This window comes from Pseudonocardia sp. WMMC193, assembly GCF_021728735.1.
Classification (GTDB): domain Bacteria; phylum Actinomycetota; class Actinomycetes; order Mycobacteriales; family Pseudonocardiaceae; genus Pseudonocardia; species Pseudonocardia oroxyli.
The window spans coordinates 1,341,169-1,355,914 of the sequence record NZ_JAKKDO010000003.1; the positions used below are offsets into that span (position 1 = coordinate 1,341,169).

A 14,746-nucleotide genomic window follows, 5' to 3' on the forward strand; every position below is an offset into this window, starting at 1 on the left:
GGCGGGCTCGGCCGGGTCGGCGCAGGCCCAGGGGCACCGAGGCCGAACCGCCCACATGATCCACGTCTGGGGAGCGGGGAGGTCGATCTCCGACCGCCCGGCTCCCGACGAGTGGATCACCGGGACGGAGGGGAGCCGCTCAGCCGCGCGTCTGGTACTCCCGGGCGATGTCCACGAGCAGCTGGTGCATGGCGAGCTCGGCCGGGGCGCGGAGGCGGTCCTGGCGGTGGGCCAGCAGGATCCGGCGGGACGGGGCGTCTCGCCCCAGGCTGAGCACGCGCACGTCCGGGTGGGGGGTCGTGACCGCGGTCCGCGGGGCGAGGGCGATCCCGAGACCGACGCTGACCATCGCCTGGGCCTCCTGGTAGTCGTTGGCCTGGAACGAGATGCGCGGGGTGAAGCCCGCCGCGCGGCAGCTGCGCTCGAGGACCTCGGCGACCGGGTGGTCGTGGGCGCGCACGATCCAGTCCTCGTCCGCGAGCTCGGCCATGCTCGTCTGGCGGCGCCGGGCGAGGCGGTGGTCCTGGGCCAGGACGACGACGGTCGGGTCGTCCAGCAGCGGGGTCAGCGAGAACTCCTGCGCGTCCACGCGGTGCCAGTCGTAGTCCCAGAGCAGGGAGAGCCCGACGGTCCCGTTCTCCAGCATCGTCAGGAGCTCGTCGAGGCGGGCGCTGCGCACGTCCAGCCGGATGTCGGGGTACTGGCGGCGGAACCGGCTGACGACGAGCGGCATGAGTGCGCTCGCGACCGTCGGGAAGGTGCCGACGGCCAGGGTGCCGCGGCGGAGCCCGGCGAGCTCGGCGAGGTCGGCCTCGGCCGCTTCGAGCCTGCGCACCAGGTGGCGGGCGTGCCCGGCGAGCAGCGCCCCCGCCTCGGTCGGGCGCACCCCGCGGGCCTGCCGGTGCAGCAGGGGCTGACCCGCCTCCGCCTCGAGCCTGCGCAGCTGCTGGGAGACCGCGGAGGGCGAGTAGCCGAGCTGCTCGGCCGCCGCCGTCATCGAACCGGAGTCGAGTACCGCGGCCAACAACGCGAGACGGCGCACGTCCAGCACGAGAATCTCCTCATCCGCATCTGCAGCAGTCGCGAAACCGGTTCAGTTCCGCTTCACGCTCGACCCTACCGCTGAGCTGATCCTTTCGGATCGCTGCGGCGGATGACCGGTTCTCGGCGTCCCGCCATCGTGAAGTACTGCTTCAGCCCCCTGCGCAGACTCGTGATTGTGCTGCACGTCCTTCGGCCTCACCGTGACCGTGTTCGCATTCGGCAACGGCGGCCGCCACCGCCTCGACAGGAGTGGCAGTGCGAGACATCCACGCGACCTTGATGCGCGGAGGGACCAGCAAGTGCTGGGTCTTCGAGCACGACGCGCTCGCGGTCCCCGGACGCGGGGTCGACGAGGTGCTGTTGCGCCTCTACGGCAGCCCCGACCCCCGTCAGCTCGACGGCGTCGGCGGCGCCACCTCCACCACCAGCAAGGCGGTGCTCCTCTCGCCGAGCGCCCGCCCGGACGCGGACGTCGACTACACCTTCGCGCAGGTCGGCATCAGCGACGGCCGGGTCGACTGGACCAGCAACTGCGGCAACTGCTCGGCGGTGGTCGGCCCCTACGCGCTGCGCCGGGGCTGGGTCGCGCCCACCGGCGACGTCACCGAGGTCCGGGTGCACAACACCAACACCGACCAGCTGATCGTCCTCGAGGTCGCGACCCCCGGCGGCGAGGTGCAGGAGGAGGGCGACGTCGTCATCCCCGGGGTGGCGACCCCCGGCCTCGGCGTCCGCATGTGGTTCGTGGACCCGGGCGGCCGCACGACCGGCGCCCTGTGGCCCTCCGGCCGCAGGACCGACGAGATCGACGGGGTGCCGGTCACCCTCGTCGACGCCGGCGCACCGGTCGTCGTCGTGCCCGCGGGCGCCGTGGGCCTGACCGGGCAGGAGTCGGTCTCCGAGATCGACGCCGACCCCGCGCTCCTGGCCCGGCTCGACGACATCCGGCGGCGGGGGGCCGTGCTGATGGGCCTCGCCGCGGCGCCCGACCAGGCCGCCCGCGCCACCCCCAAGCTCGCGCTCGCGGCGGCGGGTGTGCCGGGCCGCTCCGACCTGACCATCCGCATGCTGTCCATGGGCCGCGCCCACCCCGCGCTGGCCGTGACCGGCAGCATCGCGCTCACCCTGGCCGCCCGCGAGCCGGGTACCGTACTCGCGGACCTGGTCAGCGGGGACCGGGACACGGTGAACCTGGACATGGACACGCCTGCCGGAGTGGTCAGCACGGCGATCGCCGACCGCGAGGGCCGCACCGCCGTCGGGGTGTGGCGCACCGCCCGCCGGCTCGCCGACGCTCTGCTCGCCCTCCCGGAGGGCGCGCCGAGGACACACGCCGAACGACCGACCGCCGGCGCCGCGCACGCCGCCTAGCTCGCCACCAGGCACCCGACCCGTCCGACGGGGGAGGCGCCGCCCGGACCCGCCTGACCTCGACACCCGAAGGACAACGATGTCACCGCAACTGCTCTCCATCCTCATACTCGGCGGCATCTTCGTCGTCGCCACGCTCCTGCCGATCAACATCGGGATCCTGGCCTTCGTCGGCTCGTTCATCGTGGGGACGTTCGTCCTCGGGCTGGACGAGAAGGAGATCTTCGAGGGCTTCCCCGTCTCGCTGTTCGTGACCGTCGTCGGCGTCACCTATCTGTTCTCGGTGGCGAAGCTCAACGGCACCATCGACCTCCTGGTGGACGCAGGCGTCCGCCTGGTGCGGGGCCGCGCCATCCTGGTGCCGTGGGTGCTGTTCGCCCTCGCCGCGGTGCTCACCGCGCTCGGCACGTTCACCCCCGCCGCGGTGGCGCTGCTCGTCCCGATCGGCATGAACTTCGCCTTCAAGTACCGGATCAGCCCGCTGATGATCGGCATGATGGTGATCTGCGGCGCGCACGCGGGCGCCTTCTCCCCGATGGCGGTCTCCGGTGCGCTGGTCTTCGGCATCGTCGCCGAGTCCGGGCTGTCGGTGTCCGCGGCGGTGCTGTTCTTCGCCAGCATGGCCTTCAACATGGCGCTCGCGGCCGTGACCTACGTGCTGCTCCGGCGCCGCGGCGAGGAGAGCTTCGCCGAGCAGCCCCCGGCGTCCGACCCGACCGACGGGACCGACCTGCCCACGGGTGGCGGCGGCACCGCGACGATGGTCCGGCCCCCGCGGGTCGCGGTGAACGCCAAGCAGACCGCGACGCTGGTGGCCCTGGTCGGCCTGGTCGTCGGCGCGCTGGCCCTGCACCTGCAGATCGGGTTCCTCGCCCTCGCCGCGGGCGCGCTGCTCGGGCTGATGGACAAGGAGAACCTGGGCAAGGCGATCGACGGGATCAGCTGGCCGACGATCCTGCTGGTCGCGGGCATGGTCACCTACGTCGGGGTGCTGGAGCACGCGGGCACCATCGAGTGGGTCTCGCACGCCGCCGTCGGCATCGGCGCCCCGCTGCTGGTGGCGCTCGTGCTCTGCCTCACCGTCGGCATCACCTCGGCGTTCGCCTCGTCCACGGCCATCCTCACCGCGGTGATCCCGATGGCGATCCCGCTGCTGCTCACCGGGTCCCTGCCGGCCGCGGGCGTCATCGCCGCGATGGCGATCTCCACCACCATCGTCGACGTGTCCCCGTTCTCCACCAACGGCGCGCTCGTGCTGGCCAACGCCCGAGGCGTCGACCGGCAGCGCTTCTACAAGCAGGTCATCACCTACACGTGCTTCATCGTCGGCCTCGGGCCGATCGCGGCCTGGGCCGTGTTGGTCCTGCCGGGCGTGTTCTAGACGGACCGCACGCGTCCCGCCCCCGACCCGCTGCCCGCGGGCCGGGGGCGGCCGCGTTCGGGACCCCCGTCCCCGGTGGCGGACGGGGGACGTCCGATGCGAGGATGGCGCCCGGCGGACGGTTGAGTTCCCAGCCCTTCCACGGTCTTCGGGTGTCCCAGGTGGGAGTGAGGCGGACGTGACGGTCCTCGTCGAGAGTGGACATGAGGGCTGACGTCGCCACCACGGCGTCCTCCTCGGCGACGGTCGACGGTGTGCTCGCCGACGTGGTGGAGCAGGCCCGCGTGCTGCTGGCCGCGGACACCGCCGCCCTGCTGCTGGCCGACCCGTCCGGACGGATGCTGGTCGCCGCCGCGGCGCGCGGGATCGCCGGTGAGGTGCAGCAGGGTGTGCAGATCCCGGTGGGCTCGGGCTTCGCCGGGCGGGTCGCCGCGGAACGGCGGCCGGTCGCGGTGGACCGCGTCGACCCCGGCACGGTGCTCAACCCGTTGCTGTGGCAGGCGGGCATCCAGTCCCTGCTCGGGGCGCCGTTGTCCGTCGACGGCGAGCTGATCGGGGTGCTGCACGTCGGCAGCCTGGCCCCGCGCCGTTTCTCCGTGGGCGACGAGGAGTACCTGCAGCTGTTGGCGGACCGGGCCGCGCCGGCGATCCACGGGGAGCTGATGCGCGCGCGGCAGGAGAGCGCGGCGATGCTGCAGCGCTCCTTCCTGCCCGAGCGGCCCACCGAGGTCGACGGGTTCACGCTGGCCTCCCGCTACGTGGCGGGTGATCGCCGGGGCATCGTCGGCGGTGACTGGCACGACACGGTGCTGCTGCCCGCCGGGGGACTGCTGCTCGTCGTCGGGGACGTGCTGGGTCGCGGCCTCGGTGCGGCGCAGACCATGATCCAGGTGCGGACGGCGCTGCGTGCCTACGCGTTGGAGACCGACGACCCGGCCGACCTGCTGACCCGCCTGGACCGCCACGTCCGCACCTTCCATCCCGGCCAGCTGGCGACCCTGTGGTGTGCGGTGCTCGATCCCACCGACGGGCGGATGCGGATGTCCTCCGCAGGCCACCCGCCGCCGGTCCTGGCCCGCCCGGGGGGCGCCGCCGCCGCCGTCGAGCTGACGCCCGGTGTGCCGGTCGGCGTGGCGTTCGACGCGCCGCGGCGCGGGTCGGAGATCACCCTGGAGCCCGGCGGTGTGCTCTGCGCGTTCACCGACGGCCTGGTCGAACGCCGTGGGGTGAGCCCGGACGTGGGGCTCGAACGGCTCGTCGAGGTGGTTGCCGCGGGCGCGGACACGCCGGACGCGCTGTGCGCCGGGATCATGGCCGCGCTGGTCGGGGACCGTCCGGCGGACGACGACGTCGCGCTCCTGGTCGTCCGCCGGGAGTAGCGGCGCAGGTCACCGAGAGGGGCCCGCGATCCTCACCGACCCTTCCGGAGGATGCCGATCAACAGCTCGGCGAGGTTCGCGGTGGGGCTCGGGGCAGCGCGGTAGCGGGCGCAGTCGCACTGCGCGCAGTCCGAGCCCGCACGGAAGTGTTCGTGCAGGGAGGCGCCGTGGGTGCAGTGGCAGGGCGCCTGCTCGGGTCCGCCGTCCGGAGCGGGTGCGGCGGACGTCGTCGGCGTCTCCGGCGACGCGGTGCGCTGCACGGGGATCGACGGCGGGCGGGTGGAGGTGGTCGGACGGTCGGGCTCGGTCCTCATGGGGGCGGTTCCTTTCGCCGGGGGGACATCCGGGCTATCGCCGCCGCCGCCGACGACGCTTCGGAGCGTGCGGAAGTCCACCCGGACGTGGAGTCCAGCGCGCCGGGTCGGCCGTTCCCGGTCGCTCTCGGTGAGCGTGGCGGTGAGACGGTGGCCCGAGTGGAGCAGCCGTCGTCCCGGCGTGCGGTGGGGCGTGGCGGGTCCCGCGGACGGCGAGCCGTCCCGCTCCTATCGTGGTGCGGTGCGCCCCGACGAGCCGACGACCCGCGTCCTGCACACCGTCCGGGTGCTCGGGTACGCCGAGCCCGCGCGGATCGCGGACCGGCTGGGGCTGCCGGAGCCCGCCGTGTCCGAGGCCCTGCTCGACGCGGAGGCGTACGGCTGGGTCCGGCACGCCGACGGCGGCTGGTCGGCCACCGACCGCGGCCGGGCGGAGGGGGAGCGGCGGGTCGCCGCCGAGCTGGACGCCGCCGACGCGCGGGAGGCGGTCACGGCTGCGCACCGCGACTTCCTCCCGCTCGACGACGTGGTCGAGGCGGCCTGCGCCGCGTGGCAGCAGCGCCAGCTCGGCGTCGGCGAGGCCGCGGTCGGGCAGACCGAGACGCTCGTCGTCCTGCGTCGCGCGGGGGACGCGTTGGCCGAGCTCGAGGCGCGGCTCGTGGCCGTGCTGCCCCGGTTCGCCGGCTACCACCGCCGGTTCGCCGCGGCCCTCGCCGTGGCGGACACCCAGGAGGCGTGGATCACCGGGCTCGACCGCGACTCCTGCCACCGCGTGTGGTCCGAGCTCGGCCAGGACCTGCGGACGACCCTGGGCGCCGCCTAGTGCTCCCTAGACCGGCGTCTGCTCCCGGGCCCGCAGGTCCTTGCGCAGGATCTTGCCGGACGCGGACTTGGGGATGGCGTCGATGAACTCCACGACCCGCACCTTCTTGTAGGGCGCGATCCGCTCCGCCACGTAGTCCATGACGTCCTCCGCCGTGAGCGCAGCGCCGGGCTGGACCACCACGAACGCCTTCGGCACCTCCTCGCCCTCGGCGTCCTGCACCCCGATCACGGCGACGTCCGCGACGGCGGCGTGGGTGAGCAGCAGCGCCTCGAGCTCGGCGGGTGGCACCTGGTAGCCCTTGTACTTGATCAGCTCCTTGACCCGGTCGACGATCCGGAAGTAGCCGCGCTCGTCGACGGTCGCGACGTCCCCGGTGTGCAGGAAGCCGTCCGCGTCGAGCGTCGCGGCGGTCGCGGCGGGGTTGTTCAGGTAGCCGGCCATGACGTTCGGCCCGCGGACCCACAGCTCGCCGCGTTCGCCGGGCCCCACGTCCAGGCCGGTCTCCGGGTCGACCAGCCGCGACTCGACGTTCGGGAGCCCGTAGCCGACACCGCCCAGGTCGTCGTCCGGGCGGCGCTCGTCCATCGAGTGGCTGACCGGAGACAGCTCGGTCATGCCGTAGCCCTGCAGCACGACGCAGTCCAGCCTGCGCCCGACGGCGTGGCCCAGCTCGGCGTCCAGCGGCGCGGCCCCGGAGAACACCCCCTCCACACAGGACAGGTCGAACTCGTCGACCATCGGGTGCTTGGCGAGCGCGACGGCGACCGGCGGGGCGATGTACAGCCTGCTCACCCGGTACTCGGAGACCACCCGGAGGAACTCGCGCAGGTCGAAGCGCGGCATCGTGACGACCGTGGCCCGCCGGTGCAGGCCGTGGTTCATCATCACCGTCATGCCGTAGATGTGGAAGAACGGCAGCACGGCGAGGACCCGGCTCGACTCGTCCACGCGGCCCATCGGCGTGTACTGCAGCAGGTTCGCGACGAGGTTGCGGTGGGTGAGGACCACGCCCTTGGCCAGCCCGGTGGTGCCGGACGAGTAGGGCAGCACCGCGGTGTCCGACGGGAGGACCTCACTCGGGGGTGTCGCGGCGGTGCTCGCGAGCAGGTCGGCGAGCGATGTGCGGCCCTCGACCGGGTCGAGGGTGAGCACGTCCGCGTCCGACAGACCCGCCTGCGCGGCCGCGGGCAACGCCCGGTCGAGGAACGGGGACACCGTGACCAGTGTCGTGGCCCCGGAGTCGGTGAGCTGGTGGGCGAGCTCGGTGGGGGAGTACAGCGAGTTCGCGCTGGTCACGATCCCGTTCGCGCGCAGCACCCCGTGGAAGACCGCGACCCAGGCCGGGCTGTTGGGGGCGAACAGCGCGACGACGTCCCCCTTGCGCAGCCCCCGCTCGTGCAGCGCGGCGGCGACCCGGGTGACCATGCCGTCGAGCTGGGCGAACGTGACCGCGGTGCCGGTCGCGCCGTCGACGAAGGCCTCGGCGTCCGCCCGGTCGCCGAAGCCCGCCCCGAACAGGAACTCGTGCAGCGAGACCTCGGGGACCTCGACGGGCTCGTAGGGGCTCGGGATGATCCTCATGGTGCTCACGACGCCCCCAGCACTCGGTAGATCTCGGTGAGGTAGGCCGCGCTGCGGTCCGACCCGATGATCCCGGGCGCCATCCGGTTCATCATGTAGGACACCGTCAGCCTGCGGTCGAGATCCATGACGATCATGGATCCGCCCCAGCCGCCCCAGAAGCAGATCCGGCGGTCCGGGATGTAGGGCAGCGTCGTGGCCTCCGGCAGACCGAACCCGATGCCCCAGCGCAGCGGCACGCCGAGCACCAGGTCCACGCCGTGCGCCTGCTCGCGGAAGATCAGGTCGATCGTCGCGGGGGAGAGCAGCCCCCGGCCCCCGCGCGAGATCGTCGAGAGGATCCGGGCGACCGACCGGGCGTTGCCGTGGCCGTTCGCGCCGCCGATCTCGGCCCGCCGCCAGGCGTCGGTGTTGGCCGCCGCGGCCTCGGCGGGCGGCCCCGTCAGGGTGCGCACCATCGGGCTCTCCAGGCCGGCCGCCTCGAGGTCGAAGGGCAGCGGCGGGGGCGGCACGACCTCGGCGATCCGGCCCCAGTCCTTCTCCGGGGCGCCGATGGTGAAGTCCGCGTCGAGCGGGCCTGCGATCTCCTCGGCGACGAACGCGGTGAGCGTCCGGCCGTCCACCCGGCGGATCAGCTCGCCGAGCAGGTGCCCGAAGTTCAGCGCGTGGTAGCCGGACGCGGTGCCCGGCTCCCACCACGGCGCCTGGGCGGCCATCCGGGCCGCGGCGCGCTCGGCGTCGTACAGGTCCTCGAGGACCGCGGGCCGGTCCAGGCCGGAGACGCCCGAGGTGTGCGCCAGCAGGGCCCGGACCGGCACGTCCTGCTTGCCCGCCGCGGCGAAGTCCGGCCAGTAGCGCGCGACGGGGGCGTCGACGTCGAGCAGGCCGCGGTCGACCAGCATCAGGGCGGCGAGCGCGGTGACCGTCTTGGTCGTGGACCAGACGTTGACGATCGTGTGCTCGTCCCACGCCGTGGTGCGGGCCGGGTCGCGGAACCCGCCCCAGACGTCGACGAGGACCTCCCCGTCGAGGTCGACGACCAGCGACGCGCCGAGCTCCTCCCCGGAGTCGAGGTTCGCCTGCAGCAGTCGGCGCAGGCCGTCGAAGCGGTCGTCGTGGGTGCCCTGGAGTTCGGCCATGATCGTGCTCTCCTCGTCGAGTGCGTGATCGTGCGGGGGACTATGGGCCTGCCGCGCCGCGCAACAGCGCGGTCACGGCGGTGCGGACCTTCTCCGCGTCCGGCTCCTCGCCGGTGAGCAGGTCCGCGTAGATGAACGACTCGGCGATCCGGACCACCAGGTAGGCCAGGTCGCCGAGGGGGAGGGCGGTCGGCAGGTGCCCGGCGCGGCACTCCTCGGCGAGGAGCCGCTCCACCTCGCCGACGACGTGCTGTTGCAGCGGGCTGGCCCTGGTCGTGATCAGGCGCAGCGCCCGCTCGGTCTCGCGGCGCAGGAACGAGCGGTAGTAGGGCGCGTCGATCAGGGCCTGGGAGAAGTCCTGCATGATCCGGCCGACCCGCTCCGGGCCGCGGCCCGGAGCGCGCTGCGCCGCGGCGCGCAGGGTCGGGTCCGCGAGCGAGGTGAGCACGGCGACCAGCAGCCGGTCCCGGTTGCCGACCCAGCGGAACAGCGTGGTGCGGTCGACCCCGAGCGCGGCCGCGATCCCCTGCGCGTCGATCCGCTCACCCGCCATGAAGGCGCGGCGGGCGAGCCGGACCGCGTCCTCGTGGGTGGTGTGACCGGTGACACTCACCGATGCAGCATAGGGCTGCGCTGATGCAACGGACAAGAAGAACGTTGCGTCAGGAGGTGCTCCACGGGGGCGGCGGTCCCCACGTGCCCCGCGCGTACGGCTCGGGCGCGGTGCCCGGGTCGAGGATCGGCTCGACGATCCGCCATGCCTCCTCGATGGTGTCCATCCGGGCGAAGTGGGCCGGGTCGCCCGCCAGCGCGTCGGCGAAGATCCGCTCGTAGGGCGCGTGGACCGGGCCCAGGACCTGGCGGAAGTCCGCGCCCAGGGGGAACTCCACCGGGACGTCGTCCTGGCCGGGTCGCTTCGCCAGCAGCGTGACCGTGACGCCGGCGTCCGGCTGCAGGCGCAGCGTGATCCGGTTGGGGGTCGAGGCGCCGAAGAGCGTGCGCGGCGGCGGCTTCAGCACCACCACGATCTCCAGCGAGGTCTCCGGCAGGCACTTGCCCGCCCGCAGCTGGACCGGCACCCCCGCCCACCGCCAGTCGTCCACGTGCAGCACGACCGCGACGAACGTCTCCGTGGTCGAGTCCGGCGCCACGCCCGCGGTGTCGAGGTAGCCGTCGTACCGGCCGCGGACGACCTCGGCCGGGTCCAGCGCGCGGGTGGCCTTGAGCAGCCTGGACTTGGCGTCCCGCTGGTCGTCGGCGGCGTCGGAGAGCGGGGCGTCCATCAGCAGGTAGGCCATGACCTGCAACAGATGGTTCTGCACGACGTCCCGGACCGTGCCGACGGCGTCGTAGAAGGAGCCGCGGTCGGCGACGTCGAAGTCCTCGGCCATGGTGATCTCGACCCGGTCGACCCACTCCCGGCTCCACAGCGGCTCGAGCAGCGTGTTCGCGAAGCGCAGGACCAGCAGGTCCTCCACCGGCTCCTTGCCGAGGAAGTGGTCCACCCGGAAGATCCGGTCCTCCGGGAAGTGCGCGTCCAGCCGGGCCTGCAGCGCGCGGGCGGAGGCGAGGTCGCGCCCGAACGGCTTCTCGACGACGAGGCGGGAGCGGTCCGCGAGCCCGACCGCCGCCAACCCGTCCGCGACCGTGCCGAACAGGGCGGGCGGCACGGCCAGGTAGTGCACCGCGAACGCCGCGGGGCCGATCGCGGTGGCGAGCCGGGTGAAGGTGTCCGGGTCCGCGTAGTCCCCGGCCACCAGGGTGACCGACTTCTGCAGCCGGGCCAGCGCATCGGCGTCCACCTCGGACTCGACGGCGTGCACGCAGTCCGCGATGTGCGCCCGCAGCCGCTCGTCGTCCCAGTCGGTGAGGGCCACGCCGACCACGGGGACGGTGAGCACCCCGCGCGCGACCAGCCGGTACAGCGCGGGGAGGATCATCTTCTTCGCGAGGTCCCCGGTCACGCCGAAGAGGACCAGCACGTCACCGGTCCGAGCGGTCACGACTTCTTCTCCAGGTGGCCGCCGAACTCGAAGCGCTGCGCCGACTCGACCTTGTCCGCGAACAGCTCGCTGCCGCGGCTGGCGAACCGGCTGTACAGCGCGGCGGTGAGCAGCGGCGCCGAGACACCCTCCTCGATCGCGGCGATGGAGGTCCAGCGCCCCTCGCCGGAGTCGGAGACCCGGCCCGCGAACTGGTCGAGCCGCGGGTCCTGGTGCAGGGCCTCGGCGGTGAGGTCGAGCAGCCACGACCCGACGACGCTGCCGCGCCGCCACACCTCGGCGACCTCGGCGAGGTCGATGTCCTCGTACGGGTAGTAGCGGGGTTCGCGCAGCGGGGCGGTCTCGGCGTCCGCGGCGGCCGGGCGGGCGCCGACCCCGGCGTTGCGGATCACGTTGAGCCCCTCCGCGTACGCCGCCATCAGCGCGTACTCGATCCCGTTGTGGACCATCTTCACGAAGTGCCCCGCGCCCGACGGTCCACAGTGCAGCCACCCCTGCTCGGCGGCGGACGGGTCGCCGGTGCGGCCGGGGGTCCGCGGTGCCGTCCCGACGCCCGGGGCGAGCGTCGCGAACACCGGCTCGAGCCGGGTGACCGCGCGGTCCGGTCCGCCGATCATGAGGCAGTAGCCCCGGTCGAGGCCCCACACGCCGCCGCTGGTCCCGCAGTCGACGTAGTCGATGCCGTGCACGGCGGCCAGCTCGGCGCGGTCGATGTCGTCCCGGTAGGAGGAGTTGCCGCCGTCGACGACGGCATCCCCCTCGGCGAGCAGGGACAGCAGCCGTCCCACGGTGTCCCCGGTGATCGCGGCGGGCAGCATCAGCCACACCGAACGGGGCGCGTCCAGGCCCGCGACCAGCGCCTCCATCGAGTCGGCGCCGCGGGCGCCCTCGGCGACCAGCGCGGCGACGGCGTCCGCCGAGACGTCGTAGACGTGGCACTCGTGGCCCGCCCGCAGCAGCCTGCGAACCATGTTGGCGCCCATCCGGCCCAGGCCGACCATGGCGATCTGCATGCTTCTCCTCAGCGTGTGGTCCGGGCGGAGCCGAGCGGTGCTCCCGCCACAGGCGCGCTCGGCAGGGCGGGGCGGGACGTTACGTGCGCGCCCCGATCGGGTCAGTTCAGCTTGCGGGTGTCCGCCGGCAGCCCACCGCCCGAGTACACGTCCTCGGCGAGGTTCGCCAGGGCCGTCAGCGCGACGTTCTGGCTCCACGGGCCGTAGGAGACGCGGGCGACGCCGAGCCGCTGCGCGGCGTCGAGGCTGATCGAGCCGGGGATGCCGATGATGTTGACCTTGCGCTCGCCGAGGGCCTCGACGAGCCTGCCGACGGTGGTCTCGTCGAGCTTGCCGGGGGCGAAGAAGTTGGTGGCCCCCGCGTCGAGGTAGGCCCTGCCGCGTTCGATCGCGTCCGCCAGCACGTCCTCGGGGTCGCGGTCGGCGCCGCGCAGGAAGGCGTCGGTGCGGGCGTTGAGCGCGAACGGGACCCCGGCCTGCTCCGCCGCGGTGACGGCGGCCTCGACGGCCTTCACCGAATCGCTGAGCGGCTTCATCTGGTCCTCGAGGTTGGCCCCGACGATCCCGACGTCGACGGCCCGCGCCACGGTGCCGCCCGGGTCGCCGTACCCGCCCTCCAGGTCCGCCGTCACGGGGAGGTCGCCCGCGGTGCGCGCGATCAACCCGACCTCGGCGATCATCTCGTCCCGCGGGATGTTCTCGCCGTCCTCGTAGCCCCGGGCCGCGGCGATGCCGTGGCTGGCGGTGGCGATGGCCCGGGTGCCGGGTGTGTTCGCGACGACGGTCGTGGTGATCGCGTCCCACACGTTCACCACGAGCAGCAGCTCGGGTGCCGCGTGCAGGTCGCGCAGGAGCTGGGCCTTCTCGGTGGTCGTACTCATGACTCTCCTGTCCCCACGGGCGGCCGGCTGTACGCCTCGATCACGATAGGCCCGGGGGCGGAGGACACGGTCGGGTCGGCGCGCACCCCTCCGGCGCACCGAACCGCGTGAGTGGCGATGGTCGCCAGAGCGACCATCGCCACTCACGGGGCGTCAGACCTGGGCGGGCAGCACGTGCTCGCCGGTCTTGTCCTGGGAGAGGCACAGCGAGCAGATGTAGGCGTCGTGCTCGTGGCAGGCCATCATGTCCGGGCGCTCGATGGACTCGCCGCAGACATGGCAGTCGAGGACCTCGCCGGACGGGTTGCCGTGCTCGTCGTACATCGGCAGGTCGATGCCGTCGTCGGTGCGGCGCAGGTAGTACTTGCCCTTCGTCGCGACCGCGAGCAGCGGGGGCAGCACCACGGCCAGGCCGATCGCCACCAGCGGGCTGTACGGCTGGATGCCGGACCCGAAGGCCCCGAAGAACACCAGGATCGACACGCCGGCCGAGACGAGCATCGAGCCGAAGCCGACCGGGTTGACGTTGTAGAGCATGCCGCGGCGGAACTCGGGCTGGATGGGCGACAGCTTGAGCACGTACTTGTTGACCGCGATGTCCACGGCGACCACGACGATCCAGCTCATGCCGCAGTTGGCGTAGAAGCCGAGGATGGTGTTGAGGAAGTCGAACATGTTGGCTTCCATCAGCACCAGCGCGATGAGCAGGTTCACGCCGACGAACACCAGCCGGCCGGGGTAGCGCTTGGTGACCCGGGTGAAGGAGTTCGTCCAGGCCAGCGAGCCGGAGTAGGCGTTGGTGACGTTGATCTTGATCTGGCTGATCACGACCAGGATCACGGCCAGCGCGATGGCGGCCCACGGCGGCAGGAACTGGTTGTAGATCTCCAGGAACTGGTGGACGGGCTCGTTGGCCACGTCGGCCCCGCCCGCGACGTTCGCGATCAGGTACACGGCGAGGAACAGCCCGACGACCTGCTTGATCGCGCCGAACACCACCCAGCCCGGCCCCGCGAGGACCATCGCGGTCCACCAGCGGCGCTTGTTCTCCGGGGTCTTCGGCGGCATGAACCGCAGGTAGTCGATCTGCTCGGCGATCTGGGCGATGAGCGAGAGGCAGACGCCCGCGGCGAGCATCACGGCCCCGAGGCTCGGCGCGCCCATGCCGGTCTCGCCCTGGTAGCCGAAGAACTGGCCGATGGAGTCCGGGTGCTGGATGAGCAGGTAGACGAACGGCGCGACCATCAGCACCAGCCACAGCGGCGTGGTCCACAGCTGCAGCTTGGACAGCAGCGACATGCCGTACATGACGAGCGGGAAGATGATGATCGTGGACAGGGCGTAGCCGAGCCACGGCGGGATCCCCAGCCCCAGCTCCAGGCCCTGCGCCATGATCGAGCCCTCGAGGGCGAAGAAGATGAACGTGAACGTCGCGAAGATGACGTTCGTGACGACCGAGCCGTAGTAGCCGAACCCGGAGCCCCGGGTGATCAGGTCGAGGTCGAGGTTGTAGCGCGCCGCGTAGTAGGCCAGCGGGAAGCCGGACAGGAAGATCACGACGGCGAACACGAGGATGCCCCACAGCGCGTTGACCGTGCCGTAGGAGATGCCGATGTTGGCCCCGATGGCGAAGTCGGCGAGGTAGGCGATCCCGCCCAGCGCCGACACCGCCACCGTGCCGGTGCCCCATTTGCGATAGCTGCGGGGGGCGAACCGGAGGGTGTAGTCCTCGAGGGTCTCCTTGGCGGCCCCTGTGCGGGGTGCCGCTGTCGCCCCGGCGGTCGGCGGGGCCTCGTCGATGCTCATGGGGCAAG

The 14,746-nt window shown here is 72.9% G+C and carries 13 protein-coding genes; 4 read left to right on the plus strand and 9 right to left on the minus strand.

The window, feature by feature from the left end; genetic code table 11:
• Positions 1 to 139: 139 nt before the first annotated feature.
• Positions 140 to 1,051 carry a LysR family transcriptional regulator gene (locus L3X23_RS07845; protein ID WP_237191439.1) on the minus strand — a complete coding sequence of 304 codons (912 nt, stop codon included), beginning with the start codon at positions 1,049 to 1,051 and terminating at the stop codon, positions 140 to 142.
• A 248-nt stretch (positions 1,052 to 1,299) separates the two neighbouring features.
• On the opposite strand from L3X23_RS07845, the gene L3X23_RS07850 reads away from it, so the two are divergent.
• The 3 genes from L3X23_RS07850 to L3X23_RS07860 all read left to right on the plus strand — a co-directional run bounded on the left by L3X23_RS07850 (position 1,300) and on the right by L3X23_RS07860 (position 5,175).
• Positions 1,300 to 2,415 (plus strand): PrpF domain-containing protein, encoded by a 1,116-nt coding sequence (locus L3X23_RS07850; RefSeq protein ID WP_237191440.1) that lies wholly within the window; start codon positions 1,300 to 1,302, stop codon positions 2,413 to 2,415.
• 79 nt (positions 2,416 to 2,494) lie between these two features.
• A complete protein-coding gene (locus L3X23_RS07855; RefSeq protein WP_237191441.1) occupies positions 2,495 to 3,796 on the plus strand; it encodes an SLC13 family permease in 1,302 nt (433 codons plus the stop codon).
• Positions 3,797 to 3,999: 203 nt separating this feature from the next.
• Complete coding sequence (locus L3X23_RS07860; protein ID WP_237191442.1) at positions 4,000 to 5,175, plus strand: PP2C family protein-serine/threonine phosphatase; 1,176 nt, start codon at positions 4,000 to 4,002, stop codon at positions 5,173 to 5,175.
• Positions 5,176 to 5,207: 32 nt separating this feature from the next.
• Here the strand turns inward: L3X23_RS07860 and L3X23_RS07865 are convergent, their stop codons facing one another.
• Positions 5,208 to 5,489 (minus strand): hypothetical protein, encoded by a 282-nt coding sequence (locus tag L3X23_RS07865; RefSeq protein ID WP_237191443.1) that lies wholly within the window; start codon positions 5,487 to 5,489, stop codon positions 5,208 to 5,210.
• A gap of 241 nt (positions 5,490 to 5,730) precedes the next feature.
• Here L3X23_RS07865 and L3X23_RS07870 point away from each other — a divergent pair, with 241 nt between their 5' ends.
• Complete coding sequence (locus L3X23_RS07870; RefSeq protein ID WP_237191444.1) at positions 5,731 to 6,312, plus strand: hypothetical protein; 582 nt, start codon at positions 5,731 to 5,733, stop codon at positions 6,310 to 6,312.
• A gap of 6 nt (positions 6,313 to 6,318) precedes the next feature.
• Here the strand turns inward: L3X23_RS07870 and L3X23_RS07875 are convergent, their stop codons facing one another.
• The 7 genes from L3X23_RS07875 to L3X23_RS07905 all read right to left on the minus strand — a co-directional run bounded on the left by L3X23_RS07875 (position 6,319) and on the right by L3X23_RS07905 (position 14,738).
• Positions 6,319 to 7,896: an AMP-binding protein gene (locus L3X23_RS07875; RefSeq protein WP_237197954.1), complete on the minus strand. Its 1,578-nt coding sequence runs from the start codon at positions 7,894 to 7,896 to the stop codon at positions 6,319 to 6,321.
• A gap of 5 nt (positions 7,897 to 7,901) precedes the next feature.
• On the minus strand, positions 7,902 to 9,035 hold the full coding sequence (locus L3X23_RS07880; protein WP_237191445.1) for a serine hydrolase: 1,134 nt from the start codon (positions 9,033 to 9,035) through the stop codon (positions 7,902 to 7,904).
• A 40-nt stretch (positions 9,036 to 9,075) separates the two neighbouring features.
• Positions 9,076 to 9,648: a QsdR family transcriptional regulator gene (locus L3X23_RS07885; protein WP_237191446.1), complete on the minus strand. Its 573-nt coding sequence runs from the start codon at positions 9,646 to 9,648 to the stop codon at positions 9,076 to 9,078.
• A gap of 49 nt (positions 9,649 to 9,697) precedes the next feature.
• Complete coding sequence (zwf, locus tag L3X23_RS07890; RefSeq protein WP_237191447.1) at positions 9,698 to 11,038, minus strand: glucose-6-phosphate dehydrogenase; 1,341 nt, start codon at positions 11,036 to 11,038, stop codon at positions 9,698 to 9,700.
• Positions 11,035 to 12,051: a phosphogluconate dehydrogenase (NAD(+)-dependent, decarboxylating) gene (gene gnd / locus L3X23_RS07895; RefSeq protein WP_237191448.1), complete on the minus strand. Its 1,017-nt coding sequence runs from the start codon at positions 12,049 to 12,051 to the stop codon at positions 11,035 to 11,037. Before gnd ends, zwf begins: the two co-directional genes overlap by 4 nt.
• 101 nt (positions 12,052 to 12,152) lie before the next feature.
• Entirely contained in the window at positions 12,153 to 12,932 is a 780-nt protein-coding gene (locus L3X23_RS07900; RefSeq protein WP_237191449.1) for an isocitrate lyase/phosphoenolpyruvate mutase family protein, read from the minus strand.
• Positions 12,933 to 13,085: 153 nt separating this feature from the next.
• On the minus strand, positions 13,086 to 14,738 hold the full coding sequence (locus L3X23_RS07905; RefSeq protein ID WP_237191450.1) for a cytosine permease: 1,653 nt from the start codon (positions 14,736 to 14,738) through the stop codon (positions 13,086 to 13,088).
• Positions 14,739 to 14,746: the final 8 nt, after the last annotated feature.